This is a genomic window from Burkholderia sp. LAS2 (genome assembly GCF_018417615.1).
Classification (GTDB): Bacteria; Pseudomonadota; Gammaproteobacteria; order Burkholderiales; family Burkholderiaceae; genus Burkholderia; species Burkholderia sola.
The window spans coordinates 97,867-119,345 of the sequence record NZ_CP071053.1 but is presented as its reverse complement, the minus strand read 5'-3'; the positions used below and the strand labels follow the sequence as shown (position 1 = coordinate 119,345).

At 60.6% G+C, this 21,479-nt stretch carries 16 protein-coding genes; 11 read left to right on the top strand and 5 right to left on the bottom strand.

The window, feature by feature from the left end; genetic code table 11:
* Positions 1-138: 138 nt before the first annotated feature.
* From JYG37_RS20925 to JYG37_RS20905, 5 genes are all read right to left on the bottom strand, one after another.
* Positions 139-1,242, bottom strand: coding sequence for a type VI secretion system protein TssA (locus JYG37_RS20925; protein ID WP_089489414.1), 1,104 nt, complete (start codon positions 1,240-1,242; stop codon positions 139-141).
* Positions 1,239-2,312: a type VI secretion system baseplate subunit TssG gene (gene tssG / locus JYG37_RS20920; protein ID WP_213346320.1), complete on the bottom strand. Its 1,074-nt coding sequence runs from the start codon at positions 2,310-2,312 to the stop codon at positions 1,239-1,241. The genes JYG37_RS20925 and tssG overlap by 4 nt, the downstream gene beginning before the upstream one ends.
* Complete coding sequence (tssF, locus tag JYG37_RS20915) at positions 2,312-4,201, bottom strand: type VI secretion system baseplate subunit TssF (RefSeq protein WP_050012740.1); 1,890 nt, start codon at positions 4,199-4,201, stop codon at positions 2,312-2,314. Before tssF ends, tssG begins: the two co-directional genes overlap by 1 nt.
* A 32-nt stretch (positions 4,202-4,233) precedes the next feature.
* A complete protein-coding gene (gene tssE, locus JYG37_RS20910; protein ID WP_050012739.1) occupies positions 4,234-4,791 on the bottom strand; it encodes a type VI secretion system baseplate subunit TssE in 558 nt (185 codons plus the stop codon).
* 133 nt (positions 4,792-4,924) lie between these two features.
* Positions 4,925-5,596: a TagK domain-containing protein gene (locus JYG37_RS20905; protein ID WP_213346319.1), complete on the bottom strand. Its 672-nt coding sequence runs from the start codon at positions 5,594-5,596 to the stop codon at positions 4,925-4,927.
* 488 nt (positions 5,597-6,084) lie between these two features.
* Between JYG37_RS20905 and tssH the strand changes: the two genes are divergently transcribed.
* From tssH to JYG37_RS20850, 11 genes are all read left to right on the top strand, one after another.
* Complete coding sequence (gene tssH / locus JYG37_RS20900; RefSeq protein WP_204384285.1) at positions 6,085-8,778, top strand: type VI secretion system ATPase TssH; 2,694 nt, start codon at positions 6,085-6,087, stop codon at positions 8,776-8,778.
* Positions 8,779-8,816: 38 nt separating this feature from the next.
* Positions 8,817-9,359, top strand: coding sequence for a type VI secretion system contractile sheath small subunit (gene tssB / locus JYG37_RS20895; RefSeq protein ID WP_213346317.1), 543 nt, complete (start codon positions 8,817-8,819; stop codon positions 9,357-9,359).
* 27 nt (positions 9,360-9,386) lie between these two features.
* A complete protein-coding gene (tssC, locus tag JYG37_RS20890) occupies positions 9,387-10,880 on the top strand; it encodes a type VI secretion system contractile sheath large subunit (protein ID WP_050012735.1) in 1,494 nt (497 codons plus the stop codon).
* A gap of 93 nt (positions 10,881-10,973) precedes the next feature.
* A complete protein-coding gene (locus JYG37_RS20885) occupies positions 10,974-11,459 on the top strand; it encodes an Hcp family type VI secretion system effector (RefSeq protein ID WP_050012734.1) in 486 nt (161 codons plus the stop codon).
* A gap of 87 nt (positions 11,460-11,546) precedes the next feature.
* Positions 11,547-12,053 (top strand): type VI secretion system lipoprotein TssJ, encoded by a 507-nt coding sequence (gene tssJ / locus JYG37_RS20880; RefSeq protein WP_050012733.1) that lies wholly within the window; start codon positions 11,547-11,549, stop codon positions 12,051-12,053.
* A gap of 31 nt (positions 12,054-12,084) precedes the next feature.
* Positions 12,085-13,431, top strand: a complete 1,347-nt coding sequence (gene tssK, locus JYG37_RS20875) for a type VI secretion system baseplate subunit TssK (protein ID WP_050012732.1) — start codon at positions 12,085-12,087, stop codon at positions 13,429-13,431.
* Positions 13,432-13,498: 67 nt separating this feature from the next.
* The gene (locus JYG37_RS20870) at positions 13,499-13,834 is read left to right on the top strand and encodes a hypothetical protein (RefSeq protein WP_124631106.1); all 336 of its coding nucleotides are present in this window, start codon (positions 13,499-13,501) and stop codon (positions 13,832-13,834) included.
* 75 nt (positions 13,835-13,909) lie between these two features.
* Positions 13,910-16,639 (top strand): type VI secretion system Vgr family protein, encoded by a 2,730-nt coding sequence (locus JYG37_RS20865; RefSeq protein WP_124631107.1) that lies wholly within the window; start codon positions 13,910-13,912, stop codon positions 16,637-16,639.
* Between the two features lie 30 nt (positions 16,640-16,669).
* Complete coding sequence (locus JYG37_RS20860) at positions 16,670-18,640, top strand: phospholipase D-like domain-containing protein (protein ID WP_213346313.1); 1,971 nt, start codon at positions 16,670-16,672, stop codon at positions 18,638-18,640.
* A 114-nt stretch (positions 18,641-18,754) separates the two neighbouring features.
* Positions 18,755-20,290, top strand: coding sequence for an SEL1-like repeat protein (locus JYG37_RS20855; protein ID WP_213346311.1), 1,536 nt, complete (start codon positions 18,755-18,757; stop codon positions 20,288-20,290).
* Positions 20,287-21,477, top strand: coding sequence for an SEL1-like repeat protein (locus JYG37_RS20850; protein WP_249746064.1), 1,191 nt, complete (start codon positions 20,287-20,289; stop codon positions 21,475-21,477). Before JYG37_RS20855 ends, JYG37_RS20850 begins: the two co-directional genes overlap by 4 nt.
* The last annotated feature ends 2 nt before the right edge of the window (positions 21,478-21,479 follow it).

Sequence of the window (21,479 nt, the reverse complement as noted above, 5' to 3'; positions counted from 1 at the left end):
CGGGCGAGCGACGGGCGTCTTGGGGCGCTTGCCGCTCCGCCGTCAGCTTGGAAACGCTAACCACATGAATGGCGGGGCGATTAATCCGTCGCGCGCTCGATGAGCCTATACGATGTTTCGCTGACGAGGAGGCCATGGTCATGAACCGCTGGTTTCTTCCCACTGCGCCAGAAGCTCGGCCGGAATTGCCGTGACGACCTCAGCGTAAGGCTTGCCGACGAACCGCTCCGCACGCTTGAGCAATACGGGAATCGGGCTGCTGGGTTCGTGGGTCTCGAACCATGTTCGCGCCGTACGAATCAGAGTGAGCGCGGCCTGGCGGTCTGCGGGTGAGGATGTCGGTCGGGCCGTGATGTGGTCGTTGGCAGCAACCGTTTTGTCATTCGCCGGTTCTAGTTGCACCGACGCATCGCTCTCTGAGGATGCGTCGTGGACTAGAGCAGGATCGGGGGCTTCTTCCATCTGTTCGGGGGTGTTCGCCGACACCGTGACACTCAGCTTGCCGAGCAGCCGAGTGAGTGACGCCAGATCGGGCAGATATCCTTCGAGATGACGGGCGCACCACGCATCGACTGCAGCGAGATGCGCAATCGCATCATCGAAACCCGTCATCACCTCTGGCTGCACCGCGCGCACATCCAGCAACTGCTGCGTAACGGACTCGGGCGCGAGCGCATCGGCGGGGCGAGGGTGCGCAAAAGCACGCTCGACATCGCGCACCTGCAGTCGCGCCAGCGTCGACTTCGAAAGCACGATCTCGCGCACGTCTGCGAGCAGTCCTTCCGGATCGGCGAGGGCCTGTATCGCATTCATCCGCACTTCACTTGCGGCGCCGTGCCCACCGTCGATATCGGGCTGGGGATGGACGTGTTCGGCAAATGCATCGAGCCACGCGGCCAGCAGTTTCGTGCCATCCGCGAGACCTGCGGCACCGGCGAGCCGCGTGCGACACCGCGTATATAGCACGGCGACCCGAATGTCTTTCGTCCGCACCATGAGCCGTCGGCAGTCGCGCTCGAGCTCGCTCCAGTTGATGGGATCGGGTGCGCCGACGAACGCGCCGTACTGCACATCCTGCCTGGGTGCCGCACGCGCGAACAGCACGACGAAATCGTGGTCGTATTCGAGGTCGGGGCCGCAGGGCATGGAATCGCTCACGGGCGCGAGCCAGTCGTGATGCGGCGTGTCCTTCGCGGTACCTTGACCGGATACGGACCGTCGGGTTGATTGCTTTTTGCTCATGGTCGATTGTCGGATTCAGCCGTGCGCCGTTCGAAATGCCGTACGTAACGCTCGGGTTCGAACCGCATGCCGGTAATCGGCCGGTCGGGGTTCGGGCGGCCAAGCCACCCGGACCATCCGATGCGTTGGCGGCCGCCCATCACGGCCGGCGGCGCGCTTTCGGGCTTGATGCGCAGTTCAAGTTCCCATTCCAGTTCGTAGCCGACGAATGCCCGCACCCATTCGACGAGGCGCGGCAGATCCTCGCCCTGCGGTGTGAAGCGCAAATACGCGTCGAGATCGATGGGGCCGATCACGACGCGGAACCGGTGCTGACGGTCCGGTGCCACGCGACCGAGCATCGCGGCTTGCCCCATCGTCGCGGCGGGGCCAGGCCGGCCCATGCGTCCCTGATCGGCCGCATCGATTGCGATCCAGTGGAACACGTGCTCGTCGATCGCGACCGGCACGCCGAAGTAGTGCTCGAGTGTGGCGCGCAGGCCGTCCGCGTCGCGCGACTCGCGGACGAGATGCGCGGACGCCGCCAATCGCGCGTGCGAGGGCAGGGGGCGCCGCGCAATTTCCGCGGTGTCGTGGCCCGTGAGGCTCGCAATGTAGAACGAAAACCGCTCGTCGTCTTTCCGGTCGAGGCCGGCTGTCGACTGTGCCGATGCCCACGCACGATAGAACAGCGTCAGGAACCGGTGATGGAAGATGTCGAAGAAGTCGACCGTCGTCGTGTCGCGACGACTCTCTTCGCGTTCACGCGCCCATTCGGTCACATGGATCGGCAGGGGCCCGTTCGGACCGAGCATGCCGAGACCGAAGAGCCGTACCTTGAGCCGTCCCGCCGCTTCCTGGACGCTGGCGATTTCGCGCGGCGCGAAAGCGAGACTCGGTTGTTGTCCGAGCCGGAACGGCTCCGACCGTGGTCGGCGGGCAGTGCCGACGGGGTCGACCGCGGGATTCGCGCCGATGCGCCGCAGCAGTGACAGGAACCCGAAGCGCCACGGCTCCATTTGAAGACTCTCCAGCAGGTCGGGCGAGAGCGTGCTGTCGCGCACGAGCGCCGGCAAGGTAGCGCGTTCCATCACAGCACTCCGCGGGTCCCGGTGCGCACGGGCCAGCGTGCGATACGGCCGCGCTGCATCGAATGCAATTCGGTCTGCGTGAAGCTGTTGATCGATACATGCCGCGCCAGCCAGTGCTCGAGAATCGTACCGAACAGATAGGGGCTCACACCGGAGAAACCGGTCTCGTCGACCGTTACCGCACACTCGATGCCACGCCCGAACGTCATTGGGCCGGTGCCCGGAAGCTTGCGCGTGACCGCGCGAGTATTGACGCCGACGAGGCTTTCGATCTGCCGCAGTTGTTCATCGTTGTCGTTCGACACGGTCAGGCGCAGCAGGTCACGTATTCCCTGCCCCCCGTCACGATGATCGAGACCTTCGAGCGGCAGGTAGTTGAAGTTGAGCTGGCGGATCAGGCGCCACGCCATTTCTCGTTCCGCATACGGCGCTTTCGGCGGACTCGGCGGGCGAATGAGGCCAATACTTTCGACTGGCGTGGACGCGTCGGTTGTGAGGTCGCGCACGCCATTGCGCGGCACGAGCGTGGCGAGATCGCGGTTCGTCAGCAGCGCGGCGACCGACAGAAAACGAATGTTCTCGCCATAAGGCGCCTCGTTCTGATCGACCAGCGAGAGAAACACTTCGGTGCCGACATAGGGCGTCCGTGTGCCGTAACGGCGCGCTGAATCCGACACGATCCGTCGTTCGCGCCGTGTCGAGAAATACCGGCCGTGATTGCCTTCGTCGTTGTTCAGCGTCTGATAGAGCGGACGGAATTCCAGTTCGTTCGAGGTTGCAGCGACCTGTCCATGCACGGTCTCGACCGAGAACACTTCGTAATCGAGCGGTGCGAGCCGGGCGGGCACCAGATGAGACTCGGTCTCGCGGGGAGAAATCTCGATGCGGTCGGTATGCCGTTTGAAGAGATTGATGACTGGCGTGCAGAACAGCGCGAAGCGCGACGCGTCGACGAGGTTCGTGAGCAGGCCCGGCGCTCGGTCGAGCAGCACGACGATTTCGACCTCGCGACCGTTCACGCGAGACAGCCCTTGCGCCAGACCGTTGAGTGCGAAGAACCAGAATCGTGCGGGGCACGCGAAGTATTCGTGCAGCAGGTTATGGCCGTGAAACTTCGTCCAGGTCAGTGGCAGCAAGTTCTGATCGGTGCGCAAGCCCTCGTGTTCGATCGCGCCGTGCGTCACGGCGGCGGGAGCGCCCCCCGGTGCGCCGAACTTGCCCGGCGCGGCAATCACGGACGCGACGCCGGCGACGTGCAGCAGCTCGAACAGGTGAGAGGCGACCTGTTCGTCGCCGGCCAGATACACGGGCAGCCGATCGAGCCCCTTCAGATCGGCGATGAGCATGTCGCTTGTCGTCGCCAGCCGCAGCCGTAATGCGCCGCGCACCTGTCGGTCGGGTGGAACATAGCGGTCGAGCGCCGGGATGTCGGGCGGAATGCCCGTCAGGCGCGCATCGGTGATCGTGAGCGGCCAGAGCGTGACGTCCTGGCCACTCGTAAACTGGCAGGCGGTTTTTTCGCCATCGGGAATCCGCGCCTTGAACGACGTGCCGCGCGCGATACGGTAGCCTGCGGCCAGATTGCCTTCGGCCTGGCCGGGATACAGGCGCGCGACCGCGATCGACGGCGTGGGCGCGACGTAATTCGGGTAGATCACTTCCAGTAGCCGCCCGGTGAAGCGCGGAAACTCCGCATCGAGCTTGAGCTGCATGCGCGCGGCCATGAAGCAGAACGACTCGATCAGGCGCTCGACGTAGGGGTCTGCCACTTCGCCGGCCTGCATGCCGAGCCGGCGCGCGATTTTCGGATGCGCCTGTGCGAACTCGGTGGCGAGTTCGCGCATGTAGACAAGTTCCTGGTTGTAATAGTCGAGTAGCCGCGGGTCCATAGGAAAGGTCTCGTTGTGTCGTTGTGCCGTGCCTACCCGGCGCGCATGCCGGTGATCTGGATCTCGCTCGTCTCGAGATCGAGCGAGCTCTGCACCATGAATTCGAGCGGATACGGGTCCATGTGAACCAGGCCGCGCACGTCGAACGCGAGCACATTGTGATGACCGCTGGCGTCGTCACCTTGACGGGGCGACACCACCAGCGAATCGGCGATCAGCCGCGGCTCGAAATCGGTGATGGCCCGCCGGATCATCTGCTCGATGTCGTTCCATTGGCGCGACGCGAGAAAAGTGCCGGCGAGCGGCGGCACGCCGAAATTGACGGTGGACGCGGCCGCCTGCGGATAGTGCGCGCGCTCGATCTGGTCTTCGATGCTCGTCGTGTTCAGCAGATAGGCGAGATCGCGCTGGACGATATCGCGCATCTGCTTGCGCGTGACGGCGTATTCTTCGGGCGCTTCGACGAGTCGAAGCGGTGCGTCGTCCCGCAGCCGGTCCAGCAGGGTCGGCATCAGGTGCGCGTTTGCCTGCCTCGGTGGGCGGGGAACGGCCGAGTTGCCCCGCACTGGACGCTGTTTGCGCTCGGTCATCGACCGATTCTCCGGTAGTGGTGGTCGCCACACACGAGCCAAATTACGCGCGGGCCAGCTCGAAGAGACCGAAATCCCCGCGATTCGTTGTTCGGGGCGTGACTGGACGGCTCTGCGGCTGCAAATGGCATCTTCATGCTTCGCTCTCGCGTACAGGCGCGGACAGCGGGCTGTCGACCGACAGCGCGTGATGCTCACGCCGGGTTAGCGCGGGCGGCAGAGGCGGTGCGCGGTGCGCTTGCGCCGCATGGAATTCGGCCGGCGCAAAGAGGCGTAACACTTCCGGAACGGATCCGACTTCCAGATCGGGCATCAAACTCTGCTCCAGCTGTCCGAACGCGTCCTCGAGATTGTGTTTGCCAGATAGCAGCACTTCAATGGAACCAGCGCTGGCTGGATTTGCCGGTGTCAGCTGTACGTCGTGCAAATCGGGCATCACTGACGCGACAGGCGTCGCAGGGGAGTCGAGCTGTTCGCGCCATGAGTCGGACAGGGCGGTGTGCGGGTCCGTTAGCGCGCGCCAGTACTGCGCGTGAAGCGTTTCGACGAGGTCGTCGGTGCGTTCAGGGGCCGGCGTCGCAAGCGATCCGCCGCCGAGCTTCTCGCGGACGCCGTTTCCGCTGATACCGTGGCTGCCAATCAGATCAAGGATCGACTGACCGCGGTCAGCGAGACCCGACGATTCGAACGGGAGTGCGGCTGCGCCGTCCTCCTGCTTGTCGGGACCGCGCGGCGCGTTACGCAACTCGGGCTCGGCAAGCGAGGTGTCGAGTCGACGGTGCCACGGCAAGCGGAATGAGCGCATGGAAGAGTCAGTGATGGCGGATTGCGCATTTTACTCATGGATGTACGTAATTGGACGATTTTAAATGGGCCGATCGATTTGAAAATATTATCGAGATGAAATCTCCAAATAATAAATTCATGTGATGCATGGATTGCGCACGGCGAATATTGGGATGGTTGGGGTTGGCGGGTGATTGTAAAAAATTTCGTTCACGTTTAATTTCGTATTTTATCAATTTAATCAATTGGTTAGTGGGTTTGTCATGTGGGTGGTTGCCTCTCTCGTTCGGTACGTGGGACGAACGCGGAATATCTTTGATTGGCTGGGTGCTTGCCCGTTTGAGTGGATTGACGGCGGAGAAAGTTAATTGAAATAATGTTCGGCCTGAGAGGCTTGCACATTATTTGTGTGCGAAGTGCGTCAGTAGACCAATGCCGCATGAACAGGATTCCTGATCGTTCCGGCCAGAGCCGGGAAAATATCGAATCAACAACAAGAAGGTTCGCATGACGATTTCACGCCAGGCGCTGTTCGGCAAGCTCGGGGTTCAGCTCTACCGCAGCATCGAATCGGCGACACGGTTCTGCAAGCTGCGCGGCAATCCGTACGTGGAGCTCGTCCACTGGTTGCATCAGCTCCTGCAGCAACCCGATAGTGACCTGCATCGCATCGTGCGGCATGCTGGCATCGATCGCGACGCACTGGATCGGGATTTCGCAACCGCGTTGGCCGCGCTGCCGGCCGGTGCCAGTTCGATCGGCGATTTCTCGTGGCACATCGAGACGGCGATCGAACGCGCGTGGGTGCTCGCGACGCTGAGTCATGGCGATCGCCGCGTGCGCGGTGCGTGGCTCGTCGCTGCGCTTGTTTCGACGCCCGAGTTGAGGCGCGTTCTGCTGTCAGTCTCCCCCGCGTTCGGCAAGATTCCTGTCGACGGGCTGGGCGACAAATTGCCCGCATGGATCGACGGCTCGCCGGAAGCCGCCGATGTGCCATACGATCACAGCGACTTTTCGGCGGCAACGCCGGGCGAAGCGTCCGGTGCAATTCCGGTCGTATCGAAGGGCGGTTCGCTCGACCAGTACTGCGCAGACCTGACAGCGCGCGCTCGCGCGGGCGAGATCGATCCGGTCATCGGCCGTGAACTCGAGATTCGCACGATGATCGACGTTCTGTTGCGCCGTCGGCAGAACAACCCGCTGATAACGGGGGAGGCCGGCGTCGGCAAGACGGCCGTCGTGGAAGGGCTTGCCCGGGCAATTGCATCGGGCGATGTGCCGCCGAAGCTGGCCGACGTGCGACTGCTGTCGCTCGACGTTGGCGCATTGCTCGCTGGCGCCAGCATGAAAGGGGAGTTCGAAGCGCGCCTCAAAGGGCTGCTCGAAGCCGCTGCAAAATCCCCGGCGCCGGTGATCCTCTTCATCGACGAGATTCACACGCTGATCGGCGCGGGCGGTCAGGCGGGTACGGGCGATGCCGCCAATCTGCTGAAGCCCGCGCTTGCGCGTGGCACGATCCGTACGATCGGCGCGACGACCTGGGCGGAGTACAAACGCCACATCGAGAAAGATCCGGCGCTTACCCGACGCTTCCAGGTGCTGCAGGTCGCGGAGCCGTCCGAGGCTGCCGCGGTCGATATGGTACGCGGGCTCGTGCAAACGTTTTCGCGGCATCATGGTGTCGTGGTGCTCGACGAAGCGATCCGCGCGGCGGTGACGCTCTCGCACCGTTACATTCCGTCGCGTCAGCTGCCGGACAAGGCCATCAGCCTGCTTGACACCGCCTGCGCGCGTGTGTCGCTGTCGCAGCATGCTGCGCCGCGTGAACTGGACGATGTGCGCCAGCGCTTCGCGGCCGCACGTGCCGAGGAAGCGTTGCTGGTGCAGGAAGCCCGTATCGGCCTGGATACCGACAGGGCGCTGACGGCCGTGCGCGCGCGCATCGATACGTTGGCGAGCGAAGAGTCGGCAATCGAACATCGCTGGCGCGCTCAGGCGGCTGCCGCACAGGCGCTGCTCGCCGCACGCGAAGCCATTGAACCCCACGACGGCGAAACCCCGCAGGACGATGCGGCAGCGCTTCCGAAGCTGCGCGAACTCGAACGCGCGCTCGCGGCGCTGCAAGACGATGCGCCGCTCGTCTTTCCCGAAGTCGACGAGGCGATCGTCGCGGCAATCGTGTCCGACTGGACCGGCATCCCTGTCGGCCGGATGTTGACCGACGAGGTCGCCGCGGTGCGCACGTTGCCCGACACGCTCGAGGCACGCGTGATCGGCCAGGCCGATGCGCTGCGTCAAATTGGCGAACGTGTGCAGACTGCACGCGCAGGTCTCACGGATCCGAAGAAACCACTCGGGGTGTTTCTGCTCGCCGGCCCCTCTGGCGTCGGCAAGACGGAAACCGCGCTGGCGCTCGCCGAAGCGCTGTACGGTGGTGAACAGAATCTGATCACGATCAACATGAGCGAGTATCAGGAGGCACACACCGTCTCGGGCCTGAAGGGCGCGCCCCCGGGTTATGTCGGCTACGGCGAGGGCGGAGTGCTGACCGAGGCGGTGCGCCGCCGTCCGTATTCGGTGGTACTGCTCGACGAGATCGAGAAGGCCCACCACGACGTGCACGAGATGTTCTTCCAGGTATTCGACAAGGGCTACATGGAAGACGGCGACGGCCGCTATATCGATTTCCGCAATACGACGATCCTGCTCACGAGCAACGTCGGTTCCGAACTGAGCACGAGTCTTTGCGCCGATCCGTCGCTTGCGCCGGATCAGGACGGCCTGCGGGCAGCACTGACGCCTGAACTCCTGAACACATTCCCGGCGGCATTCCTCGGGCGCGTGACCGTCGTGCCCTACCGGCCACTTGCCGACGGTGCGCTCGCCAGCATCGTCCGCCTGCATCTGGGCCGGGTCGTCAAGCGTATGGCCGACGGCCATGAAATCGCGCTGACGTACGACGACGCGGTCGTCGATTACATCGTCGACCGCTGTCTCGTGCAGGAAACCGGCGCACGCGTGTTGATCGGATTCATCGAGCAGTACGTGCTGCCCCGCTTGTCGTCGCTGTGGCTCGAGGCCTTCGAGGCGAAGCAGACCCTGTCGCGTATTTCGATCGGCGTGGTCGATCCGTCCGGCGCACCGGGGCAGGCCCTCGCGTTCGACGCTACCGCCCTTCATTCAGACGAGCCGGTTCGCTGAGCTCGCCGTCCCACCACCACTGTTCAGGAGTTTCATTCATGGCCGCTTCCAGCAGTTCGCAGAAATTCATTGCGCGCAACCGTGCGCCGCGTGTGCAAATCGAGTACGACGTCGAGGTCTACGGCTCGGAGAAGAAGGTCGAGCTGCCGTTCGTGATGGGCGTGCTCGTCGATCTGTCGGGCAAGCATCCGGCCGAGCCGCTGCCGGCGGTATCGGACCGGCGCTTTCTCGAAATCGACATCGACAATTTCGACGAGCGCATGAAGGCGATCCGGCCGCGTGTCGCGTTCGCCGTGCCGAATACGCTGACGGGCGACGGGCAGATGATGGTCGACATGACCTTCGAGAGCATGGAGGATTTTTCGCCTGCCGCGATCGCGCGCAAGGTCGAGCCGCTGCGCCAACTGCTTCAAGCGCGCACGCAGCTCGCCAATCTGCAGACCTACATGGACGGCAAGTCGGGTGCCGAGGCGCTCGTCACGCAGCTGCTTCAGGACCCGGCGCTGCTCAAGTCGCTGGCCGCGGCGCCGAAGCCCGAGCGCCATGCGGACGAAACCGCCGCACAAGACGGCGCGAACTGACCGACGAACCGATAAAGGATGACCATCATGGCGAAACAGGAAGCACGGGGCGCAGTGGCGCAGACGAATACCGAATCCGATTTCACTCAGCTGCTGGAGCGCGAATTCCGACCCAAGACCGACGACGCGCGCGAAGCCGTCGAACTGGCCGTTCAGACGCTCGCCGAGCAGGCGCTGGCTCAAACGGCAACGATCAGCGACGATGCGTACAAGAGCATCGCGGCGATCATCGCGCAGATCGATCACAAGCTCTCCGAGCAGATCAACCTGATTCTGCACCACGGCGATTACCAGGCGCTCGAATCCGCGTGGCGTGGCCTGAATCACCTCGTGTCGAACACCGAAACCGACGAGCATCTGAAAATTCGCTTCATGGATGTCTCGAAAGCCGAGCTGCATCGCACGATGCGTCGCTACAAGGGCTTGGCCTGGGATCAGAGCCCGCTTTTCAAACAGATCTACGAAGAGGAATATGGTCAGCTCGGCGGCGAACCGTACGGGTGTCTCGTCGCAGACTACTACTTCGACCATACGCCACCGGACGTCGACCTGCTCGGCTCGATTGCGAAGGTCTCGGCTGCCGCACACACGCCGTTCATCACCGGTGCCGCACCGTCAGTTTTGCAGATGGAGTCGTGGCAGGAGCTCGCGAACCCGCGTGACCTGACGAAGATTTTCACGCAGAACCTCGAATACACCGCGTGGAACTCGATGCGCAACACCGAAGATGCGCGCTATGTGGGGCTTGCAATGCCGCGATTCCTCGCGCGCTTGCCGTATGGCGCGAAGACCAACCCGGTCGACGAATTCGATTTCGAGGAAGACACGAACGGTTCGGACCATGGGCGCTATGGCTGGGCGAACGCGGCGTACGCGATGGGCGTCAACGTCAACCGCTCGTTCAAGCAGTACGGCTGGTGCTCGCTGATTCGCGGTGTCGAATCGGGCGGCACGGTCGAGAACCTGCCGACCCACACGTTCCCGACCGACGATGGCGGCGTCGACATGAAGTGCCCGACCGAAATCGCGATCTCGGACCGACGCGAGGCCGAGCTGTCGAAGAACGGCTTCATTCCGCTCGTGCACCGCAAGAACACCGATCACGCGACGTTCATCGGCGCCCAATCGCTGCAGAAGCCGGCCGAGTATCACGATGCGGACGCGACGGCCAACGCGAACCTGTCCGCGCGCCTGCCGTACCTGTTCGCGTGCTCGCGGTTCGCGCACTACCTGAAGTGCATCGTGCGCGACAAGATCGGCGCGTTCAAGGAGCGCGAGGACATGCAGCGTTGGCTGAACGAATGGATCATGCATTACGTCGACGCCGATCCGACCAACTCGTCGCAGGAGACGAAGGCGCGCCGGCCGCTTGCGGCCGCTGAAGTGGTGGTCGAGGAGGTCGAGGGCAACCCCGGCTACTACAACTCCAAATTCTTCCTGCGTCCGCACTTCCAGCTCGAAGGGCTGACCGTCTCGCTGCGGCTCGTGACGAAGCTGCCGTCGATCAAGGAAGCGGCTTAACCATCCGGTAGGTCCAGCAGGGACGGACATCGAACGCCTTTGGTGGACGATGATCGACCGGTTTCAAATCATTTAATAAGAGGAGTACTACGCATGGCGCAAGACATTTTCCTGAAGATCGACGGCATCAACGGTGAATCGCTCGACGACAAGCACAAGGACGAAATCGAAGTTCTGACCTGGGAGTGGGACATCCAGCAGGAATCGACGATGCACGCCGGTAGCGGCGGCGGCGCCGGCAAGGCCACCGTCAAGGACCTGACGTTCGAGCACAACATCGACCGCGCCAGCCCGAACCTGATGAAGTACGCGCTCACGGGCAAGCACATCGACCAGGCAACGCTGGTGATGCGCAAGGCCGGCGGCAACCCGCTCGAATACCTGAAGCTCACGATGAGCGACGTGATCGTCACGCGCGTGAAGCCGTCGGGCAGCAAGAACGACGCGGAAAAGAGCCGTGAATCGGTGTCGCTGTCGTTCGCGAAGGTCAAGCAGGAGTACGTCGTGCAGAACGCGCAGGGCGGCAGCGGTGGCGCCGTGACCGCGAGCTTCGACATCAAGGGCAACAAGGAAGCGTAATCGCATCGATGCCTCGCAACCGGTGCAGGCGAATCGTCTCCGTCGGTTGTGGGGCGTCCCACATTGGGAATAAGGGTTCATAGCTGCATGCGCTCGATACCGACCGTCGCCACACTTGTCTGCGCGCTCGCGCTTTCCGCTTGCGCAAGCAGTGGCGAGCCGAAGCCGAAGGAGCCGATTCGGCTCGATATGCGCGTGAACGCGCTGCCCGATGTCAATCCGGACGACCGGGGAAGGGCTGCGCCGATCGTCGTGCGCGTTTACGAACTGAAGAACGACGGTGCCTTCGAGGCATCCGACTTTTTCACGCTGCAGACCCAGCACAAAACGGTGCTGGCCGACGACGTGGTGAAACGCGACGAGTTGCAGTTGCGCCCTGGCGAGCACCGGACGTTCGTGCGCCGGCCCGATTCGGCCACGAAGGCCATCGGCGTGATCGCGGCTTATCGCGACTTGCCGAATGCGGTGTGGCGAGCAGTTTATGTGATGCCGACCGCACCGGACAAGGCGTGGTACCGCCTGTTCACGCCGAAGCTGAAACTGACCATCGATCTCGAGGCCAAGGCCGTCAAGATCACGGAGGCGAAAAAATGAAACACGTCGCGCAACAAAACGGACGGCACGCATGAGCTGGTACGCCAAGGTCGCCTGGCAGGAAGGGCTGTTCTTCCGCCCGCAGCTGTTCCAGCAGCAGGACCGCTATTTCGAGAAATACGCGCATCAGCGTGCGGCGCCGCTGTCGCCGTTCTTTTTCGGCTTCACGCACTACGCGCTCGACCATGAAGCGCTGGCGCTCGGCAAGGTGGTCGTCAAGTCGGCGGCCGGGGTGTTCGCCGACGGCACGCCGTTCGATGCGCCGGGCAACACGCCGTTGCCGCCGCCGTTGACGATTCGGCAGGAGCATCTGGATCAGGTCATCTATCTGGCCGTGCCTGTCCGGTTGCCGAATTGCGAGGAGACCACCTTCGACAACACACCCGATTCGCTCGCACGCTATCAGGTGTTCGACACGGAGCTGCGTGACACGAACTCGATCGGTCTTGCGCCCGAATCGGTGCAACTGTCGAACTTGCGAGTACGCCTGCTGCCTGAAAAGGAGTTGGGCGATGCGTGGATCGGTCTCGCACTCACGTGCGTGAAGACGATTCGCGCGGATGGCAGCATCGCGCTCGACGACACGCTTGTGCCGCCCGTATCCGGTTACGGCGCGAGCGACCTGCTCACGAGTTGGGTGACAAAGATTCATGATCTCGCGCGCTTGCGCGCGAATGCGCTGGCGCAGCGCCTGGCCGGAACCGATGACACCACCGCGAGCGCGGCGACTGTTACCGATTACCTGCTGTTGCAGATTCTCAACCGCTACGAGCCGCTGCTTCAGCATCTGCTGCGGGTGCCGGCGACATCGCCATCGGACGTATACGCGCTGCTGATCGGCATGGCTGGCGAGTTGTCGACGCATCTGCGCACCGATACGCGCCGTCCGCTCGAAACGCATCCGATGTATCAGCATACGACGCCGCATGTGTGCCTGAAGCCGGTTGTCGACGACACGCATCGGCTGCTCAACGCCGTGCTGGTGCGCAGCGCGCAGAGCATCGCGCTCGAGGATCGCGGTCACGGCATGCGCAACGCGGTGGTCGATCCGGTCGACATGCAAGGGTTCACCGCGCTGGTGCTGGCCGTGCATGCGGCAATGCCTGCGGATGCGCTGAAGCAGCAGTTTCTCGCGCAGGCGAAGGCGGGGCCGTCGGACAAGCTGCCGAGCCTCGTGCGCAGTCACTTGCCGGGTATTGGCCTCGAAGCGTTGCCGGTGCCCCCGCGGCAGATTCCATTCAACGCGGGCTACATCTATTACGAATTGACTCAGGGCGGGCCGCTTTGGGAGGAAGTCGTGCGGCATGGCGGCGTTGCGTTGCATGTCGCGGGGGAGTTTCCGTCGCTCAAGCTCGAATTGTGGGGCGTACGGGCATAAGCGCGTCCGTTGCGAGAGAGCTAGATAGCTAATTGGCCCAAGCTCTTAACTAACTCGAATCTGGAAAATGAAAAATATCACCAAGCGGTCTCCGAACCCAACTCAGAAAGAACTCATACGGCGCGGTATCGGACTGGCTTGGTTGATTGTGGTCGTAGGCTATTGCTTTGTCTTATTTGTAGGTGTGGGATCGCAGTCGTTTTGGGGGGGCTATGGCCTTATCGTGCCACCGTTGCTAGCGGTCGGTTGTGCGATTGTCTTGTTTGTACGCGGCGAACCGGATATCGCCGGCGGAATCTTTCTTGGTCTTGTATATGTTTTTTGTGTATTGATTGTTTCGGTGGGTATTTTGTTTTTCTATTTCATTAATAATCCGCCTCAGCTCGTCAACGGCTGGAAATGAATCGGCGGATAGGCGTCGATACCCGAACGCACTATAGGTAAACCGCAGCTCAAGTGATTCAATGGAGATGTCGGAATGGCTTTGTTTGATGCACCACGGACACTATCAGTCTCAGGCGCGGCCCTGCCGCTGTATGCGGGACAGTCGATCCTCACTCCGGTGAAACTCACCGGTGGCGAGACCGTTGGCGAACTGTTCGAGTACACGCTTGAGCTGAAAACTCCGGATGCGCTCGGGTTTTCGCAGAGCATCGCGGCGAACGTCAAGCTCGACACGCTGATCGGTACGGAAGTGACCGTATCGATTCAGCTCGAGGGCAAGGGCCGCTTCATCCCCGGCTTGGCCGGCAATGCTGGCATGGCCAATCTCGGCGCGGGCGCACGCGAGATTACCGGTATCGTGAGCCATGCGACGCTCGTGCGCGAGGATGGTCGTTCGATCGTGTATGCACTCACGCTGCGGCCATGGCTCTGGCAAGCAACCAAGAATTGCGACTGTCGTATCTTCCAGGACATGTCCGTGGTCGAGATCACTGATGCGGTGCTCTCGTCGTATCCGTTCCCGGTCGAAAAACGGCTCACCACGCCGCGGCCGAACAACGCATGGCCCAAGCGTGACATTCAACGCCAGCACTTCGAAAGCGACTGGACGTTCCTGCAGCGCCTGTGGGAAGAGTGGGGCATCTACTACTTCTTCGAGCATGGCGAAGGCAAGCATCGCCTTGTGCTGTGCGACTCGATGGGCGCGCTCAAACCGCTTGGTGACGCGTATGCCGCGCTTCGCTACGAACCGCCGACCGGTCGACGGCTTGACGAGGAACACATTCAGGACTTCTCGGTCTCCCACGCGCTGACCGCAGGTGCGGTGACGAGCGTCGACTACGACTATACGTTGCCGCGTGCGGACCTGAAGGTGACGCGTGAGGATCCTCGCGATACGGGGCTTGCCCACCAGGAGCACTACACGTGGGGTGATTACGCACAGCCGCAGGCTGGTGCGGCTGGACTCTCGGGCGATCACAACGAGCCGCGCACGGAAGCGGAGTACCTGACGCTGGTGCAGATGGAGGCTCGGCGTTGTCAGGGGCTGAGGGCCTACGGCAAAGGCAACCTGCGCGGCATGGTGGCAGGCCAGACGTTCGTGCTGTCGCACTATCCGCAGGATGCGGCGAATCGCGAGTATGCGGTGATCGCCTGCAAGCTGACGATCGAGGAGATTGGCGAAGCGTCCGGATCCGGCCAGCGATACCGTTGCGAGGCGGATTTTACGGTGCAGCCGACAATTGAACCGTTCAGGCTGCTGCGTACGATTGCAAAGCCACGTGTGAACGGCGTCGAATATGCCGTCGTGACGTGTCCGGAGAATCAGGAAATCTGGACTGATGCGTACGGTCGGGTGAAGCTCCAGTTTCTGTGGGACCGGCTCGGCAACAACGACGAGCGTTCAAGTTGCTGGGTGCGCGTGGCCGGTGCGTGGCATGGCGATCAGTTCGGCGGAATCTTTCTGCCGCGCCGGGGGCATGAGGTCGAAGTCGCTTTCGTCAACGGCGATCCGGACTTACCGATCATCGTGGGGCGTGCGGCCAATGCATTCAACATGCCGCCGTTCGCATTGCCGAAAAACCAGACGCTTGCCGGCTATCGCAGCCGGGAGGTCGGCGGCCGTCGGGCGAATACGCTCGCCTTCGACGACACGAACGGAAAAATCCAGGCCCACCTGTCGAGCGACGAAGGCACTTCGCAGTTGAATCTCGGGTATATCACGCGCATTGCCGGCAATGCTGGGCGGCAGGATGAGCGTGGTCGAGGGGCTGAATTGCGAACGGACGGCAAAGCTGCGGTTCGGGGGGCCGAAGGGCTATTGCTCACGACCTTCAGTCGACCAGCCGCCAATGGCGACGCATTCAGCGTCGACGAGATCGATGCGCAGCTTTCCGAGTCCCAGGAGCTTGCAGAAGGGCTTGCACACACTGCTCAGTCCGTTCATGCGCACGATGGTGAACAAACCACCATTGTGACGTCTTTGAAAGCACAGGCGAATGCTATTCGGGGCGGCGGCAAGCTGAATCAGTTCCGGGACCCTCAGCTTGTACTCGCCAGTCCCGCCGGCATCGTTGCGAGTACGCCGGAACAGATTCATCTGAGCAGTGGCCGTGCTGCCGCGGTGACTGTCGGTACCGACATGTCGGTCAGCACGGGCGGTGGCTTGTTCGCGAGCATGCGCAAGGCGTTACGGTTGTTTGTCTATCAAGCCGGTATGCGCTTGGTGGCCGCGGCAGGTGACATCGATCTAAAGGCGCTGAAAGACAGTATTAACCTGCTCGCGAAACTCAATGTCACGGTCGTTGCCGACCGGATTCGCATCAGTGCTCAGCAGGAAGTGGAAATAAGCGGAGGCGGTAGCTACACGCGCTGGCGTGCCGGTGAGATCACAAGCGGTACAAACGGGAGTTTCGAAGTGCATTCGGCTGGGCGCATATTCACCGGTCCGGACAACAAGAGCAGCCCGCTCGTGCTCGACGCCCCGGAATTGCCGGAAAACCTGCACTTCACGCTTGGCGCGCTACCTGGGGCCGCGAACCGGTACGTGGACGAGCCGTACGAATTGTTCAAGGGAACCGCAAAGATCGGAGAGGGCGTGACCGACGAGTTCGGGCGCGTGATCGTCATGAATCATCAGCCGGGAACAAGCGCGTATCGCGTCAAACTCAGCAACGGCGGTGAGTTCAATCTTAAGGTGCGCGATGCGCTTAATCACGATCCCGAGCATGTCGATCTGCGCTCGAATCGTGGCGAACGCGTGTGACGTGTGCTCGAAACGCTACGGGACAACTATATGGCCGACGACATCAAGACGCATAATCCAGTTGATATTGCAATCGACGAAGCTGGGCGTAGGGCGCAAGGCACCGTGCAATGGCTGCTGGAAAAGCGCGAGAAGAATCCGATTACTTACGGCAACGCATTGGATTTCTTTGTATGTGGCCGCGAAGGCTTCGAAAGAATCGAGAAGGACATCCGTGACGCCAAGGCAACCGTGGATATTGTCTGCTGGGGGTTCGATCCGGCAATGGAACTCGTCCGCTCTGGGGCGGAATGGAAGCGTGGAAAAACATACGGTGAGTTGCTGCATGAAATCACTACTCGAGCGCGGAATCCCGTTCGCGTTCGCTTGCTGATTTGGTATGACTTGCTCGCATCGACCAAGCAGAACAACATGCCTGGTTACACCGATGCGAAGCACGGACCACTTGGATCGCCATACGCAAATCACGCTCGCCACGATTACTGCGTGAAGTGGTGGCAGGATCATCTCCCTTCGTCGCAAAGGGCGCAAGGAAGAAACCCAAATCTACAGATCGTTTTGCGAAGTATTTCCAGATCAGATGTCAAGGCTTTAATCGATCAGGCTCCAAAGGAGCAAGATCCACCCGCGTTCGAATGGTATAACCCCGTAGACGAGGCCGGGCTTCTGTGGAATTTTCCGACGCATCACCAGAAGCCGATACTGATTGATTACGAGCATGAAGGAGGCCTTCATGCCATTGGATATGTCATGGGCCTCAACTCCGTGACGGACTACTGGGACAGCGAAAACCATCGAATCGACGACTCGCTGCGCGAGACCTGGTCGGCAACAAATGTCGATGGCGAGCACGCGCAAGCAAAAGCTACGCAGAATCCCGGAAATCGAACTGGTACGGGGCAATACAAGCATGCGAGGCCACTGCAAGATTACGCTTGCCGGGTAGTCGGGCCGGCGCTCAAGCGTCTGCACCAGAATTTTGAGCAAGGCTGGAATTTGTTCGCGCCCAAAGACTGGAAGACGAAGGAGTTGGCAGCGTTGCCACCTCGGATCCCCACCTTGCCGAAAAACCCACGGCAGGCTGTACAGATAGTTCGGACTCAGGCTCACGAGCGGGAAAAAAGCATCAAGGAGCTGTATTTCCAGGCGACAAGCTACGCACGTAACTACATCTATATCGAAAATCAGTACTTTTATTACCCGGAATTCGCGTGTCATTTGAAGGATCAGCGAGAAAAGTTCTGTGATGCTTGGGATCGTCTGTCCAAGAAGCCGATTGCCGAAATTCCTAGGCTCCATCTGTTCATCGTCATTCCACATCCGGAGGACGACGGAATGGTGCCGCGTACCTTTGACACATTGACGGAACTCGGTCACGGAAAAGCGATGCCGAATCAGGCCGATTTGGTGGATTCTGGAAAGATGAGTCAGGACTATAAAAGAGCAAAGTATGTTCAATACGACCTGAATCTCAAGGATGAACACGGAAATCCGCTCAAGGTCAAGGCAAGGCACAAGGTGCTCAATCGTCCGAGCGTGGAGGCGTTGGAGGGCACGCTTGGCCTGAAAGTGAGCGTGGCGCGACTGCGCACAAGCGGGATGGTGGGAGGGAAGATGGCGTATCGCGAGATTTATATTCACTCGAAGCTGATGCTGATCGACGATGTATTCGTGACACTCGGGAGCGCCAACCTGAATCAACGAAGTATGTCGGTGGATAGCGAAATCAATATTGCTGCGACTGGGGAGGAGTGGGCTGCGAAGTTGCGTGAGCGCGTGTTTGGGTTGCAATCGGGTGGAGGGATCAGTGGGACGGGGGAGCGAACCTTGATTCCAACAGTTTATAAAGCATGGGGCGATCTCATGAAGCAAAACGCATTAGCGAGAAAAGATGGTGCGAGTATGCAGGGTTTTCTGCTTGAATTCGAGGACTACCGAGCGACGGCAACTATGCACGCCCAGGTAACTGTTCCGTCATATGACGGGACGTTGGTGGTGTGAGTGGAGGTGTGTGTGACCATATTTATACGCTTTATTTGCGTTGCTCTATTCTTGAACGGTATTAATGTTCAAGCTGGGCCATCGATTACTTTGACCAACAAATTGACCACTGTCATGTCTGACCAGCCCCGCTACGAGAAACTTCCGTTGTTTAATCCGCACCGCAAGGAATTCAAGTGCGTATATCAGGATCAGCACGTGCCGCCGATCGATCCACAGGCAGAGCAGTGGTTCCAGCAGGCGTTGGCGCTCGACGATCCGGACGTGTACTACAAGCGGCGCGACTACGCGAAGATTTATCGACTATACGAGCAAGCGGCCGAACACGATCACTGGAAGGCAATGCTCAATCTCGCGGGATTGATTTTGAGCAGCTATCCGGGGGTGCCTGAGCGTAATCCGGAAGTAGCGATTCGTTGGGTGGAGAAGGCGATGACGCTAGGTGTGCCGGATGCGTACGATCAGATGGGCGTGTACCACCAGAGGGGGCTGGTCAAGGGGGGAAATGCGACCAGTGCCTATGCGTTCTTCCAGAGAGCGGCAGATATGGGAAGTCCATCGGCTATGACTTTCCTTGGCGACAAGCTGGGCGGTACCTATGATTCCCCAGACGGCGATTTTTGGGGAAATCGGCCAATCGCTATGCAAATGTTGCAGTGTGCGGTTTCGCAGGGATATGGTGATGCTGCCTATGAGTTAGGATTTTTGCAATCGAGTGGATACTCTGACGAGGCAAAAAAACTCGCACTGAAAATATTCCATAATGGTGTAAGGCTTGGTAGTGCGAAATGTTCAAATAAACTATCCGTCGAGTTCAATGGAACGTACCTAAAAAATGGGAAAAGTCTTGCAGAACGTGTCGACAGAGACCGCGCGGAACGTTATAGCAAGATTGGCGATGCCCTGGAGCACTACCAAGGCCGTTTGAAGTTGCCAAACCTCGACAAAGTTCTACCGCTTCCCCCGGCACCGTTGCCGAAATGGGATGGCGACGTTAAGACACTGATCGATGCAGCCAAGGCGGTGACACCTCATCCCAAAAAAGACCCGGCATCCAAATTGGAAGGTCGAACCCGCATGCCTGAGGGGCAGGGTGTCATGTCGCTAGCGCAAAGTCCGTATGCCGTGAGCGGCGACAAGGTGGTGCCGGAAAGTGGCTACTGGATGGCGCTCTACGGCTTGTCGACCATGCGTAAGGACCAACTGAAATTTGCCCGCGGTGGTCACCCCGAGCGCTATCGGGCCGGTGAGCGTTTCGACCCGCCGCACGTCAACTGGCTGGAAGCCGAACAGGTGCAGTGGCATTACCTGGGCGAATCTCGACCAGTGCCGCCGAGTCGATCGGTATTTCTGGCGCAACTGCGCGATACCGGATTTTTGCGTCAACTTGAGACGCAGCCTGAGAAGTTGTCGTGCCACGGATCGGAGCGATGCCCGCAAACGGGTATTTGGGAGGCAAGCGTCGGAGTGGATCATCCGCTCGCGGCCTTGTACAACCGCTGGGATCAGCAAGCATTCGTGCCGGAGGGGCAGCCGTTTCCGAAACCAGTTGATCGTCACTTGGAGATTGACCCAGTGCATGTGCGGTGGGTCTTCATGGGCAGCCCCAATGCACGGACGGACGACGGTTTCGAAAGGATTGCGCTGTGAGCAAATCCGGAACGAGTGTGGTCGGGCGGCGCTTGTGCGTTGTGGTCATGAGCCTTTGCTTGTTCGCGGTCAGCGTGCAGGCGGGGCCGCTAACTACCGTGACCAACAAATTGACTGCCGCGATGTCTGACCAGCCCCGCTACGAGAAACTTCCGTTGTTTAATCCGCACCGCAAGGAATTCAAGTGCGTATATCAGGATCAGCACGTGCCGCCGATCGATCCACAGGCAGAGCAGTGGTTCCAGCAGGCGTTGGCGCTCGACGATCCGGACGTGTACTACAAGCGGCGCGACTACGCGAAGATTTATCGACTATACGAGCAGGCGGCCGAACACGATCACTGGAAGGCAATGCTGAATCTCGCGGGATTGATTTTGAGCAGCTATCCGGGCGTGCCTGAGCGTAATCCGGAAGTAGCGATTCGTTGGGTGGAGAAGGCGATGACGCTAGGTGTGCCGGATGCGTACGATCAGATGGGTGTGTACCACCAGAGGGGGCTGGTCAAAGGCGGAAACGCGACCAGTGCTTATGCGTTCTTCCAAAGAGCAGCTGATATGGGAAGCCCGTCGGCCATGACGTTCCTAGCCAGCAAGCTAGCCGGGACATATGACGATCCGGGGGGCGAGTTCTGGGGGAATGAACCCATTGCGACGCAGATGCTTGAGTGTGCTTTGGCGCAAGGGCATGGGGATGCCGCCAATAAACTCAGCTACATTTATGCCCGACCGGTGACGCCAGCGGCGAAGCGACGTGCACTAGAGGTGCTGCACGAGGGGGTGAGGCTTGGAAGTTCCAAATGTGCTAGCAATATCTTTACCGAATTCGATGGATTTGATTTGACCGACGGTAGCAATCTTGTCGGTTACATCGATCAAGCCCGCGCCCAGCGGTATAGCAAGATTGCCCGAGTCTTGGAGCATTACCGGGGTCGTCTTAAGCTCCCGAACCTAGACAAGGTCCTTCCGCTCCCGCCGGCGCCGTTGCCGAAATGGGATGGTGACGCCAAGACACTGATCGATGCGGCCAAGGCGACGACACCATCGTTCAAGAAGAATGCGGTGCCGCCTCTTGACGGTCGAGGGCATATATCGCGGGACGTCGACACATTACCGGTCGATCACGGTCCTTATACCGTATCAACGAATTTTGAACTTTCCACAGTCGATCGACTTCTTGTTTCTAATTGACT

Coding starts and splice junctions, on each gene's coding strand:
- JYG37_RS20870 (WP_124631106.1), top strand. CDS start 13,499: ATGAAAAATATCACCAAGCGGTCTCCGAACCCAACTCAGAAAGAACTC.
- tssJ (WP_050012733.1), top strand. CDS start 11,547: ATGCGCTCGATACCGACCGTCGCCACACTTGTCTGCGCGCTCGCGCTT.
- JYG37_RS20905 (WP_213346319.1), bottom strand. CDS start 5,596: ATGCGCTCATTCCGCTTGCCGTGGCACCGTCGACTCGACACCTCGCTT.
- tssF (WP_050012740.1), bottom strand. CDS start 4,201: ATGGACCCGCGGCTACTCGACTATTACAACCAGGAACTTGTCTACATG.
- JYG37_RS20885 (WP_050012734.1), top strand. CDS start 10,974: ATGGCGCAAGACATTTTCCTGAAGATCGACGGCATCAACGGTGAATCG.
- tssE (WP_050012739.1), bottom strand. CDS start 4,791: ATGACCGAGCGCAAACAGCGTCCAGTGCGGGGCAACTCGGCCGTTCCC.
- JYG37_RS20855 (WP_213346311.1), top strand. CDS start 18,755: ATGTCTGACCAGCCCCGCTACGAGAAACTTCCGTTGTTTAATCCGCAC.
- tssK (WP_050012732.1), top strand. CDS start 12,085: ATGAGCTGGTACGCCAAGGTCGCCTGGCAGGAAGGGCTGTTCTTCCGC.
- tssH (WP_204384285.1), top strand. CDS start 6,085: ATGACGATTTCACGCCAGGCGCTGTTCGGCAAGCTCGGGGTTCAGCTC.
- JYG37_RS20860 (WP_213346313.1), top strand. CDS start 16,670: ATGGCCGACGACATCAAGACGCATAATCCAGTTGATATTGCAATCGAC.
- JYG37_RS20925 (WP_089489414.1), bottom strand. CDS start 1,242: ATGAGCAAAAAGCAATCAACCCGACGGTCCGTATCCGGTCAAGGTACC.
- tssG (WP_213346320.1), bottom strand. CDS start 2,312: ATGGAACGCGCTACCTTGCCGGCGCTCGTGCGCGACAGCACGCTCTCG.
- JYG37_RS20865 (WP_124631107.1), top strand. CDS start 13,910: ATGGCTTTGTTTGATGCACCACGGACACTATCAGTCTCAGGCGCGGCC.
- tssC (WP_050012735.1), top strand. CDS start 9,387: ATGGCGAAACAGGAAGCACGGGGCGCAGTGGCGCAGACGAATACCGAA.
- tssB (WP_213346317.1), top strand. CDS start 8,817: ATGGCCGCTTCCAGCAGTTCGCAGAAATTCATTGCGCGCAACCGTGCG.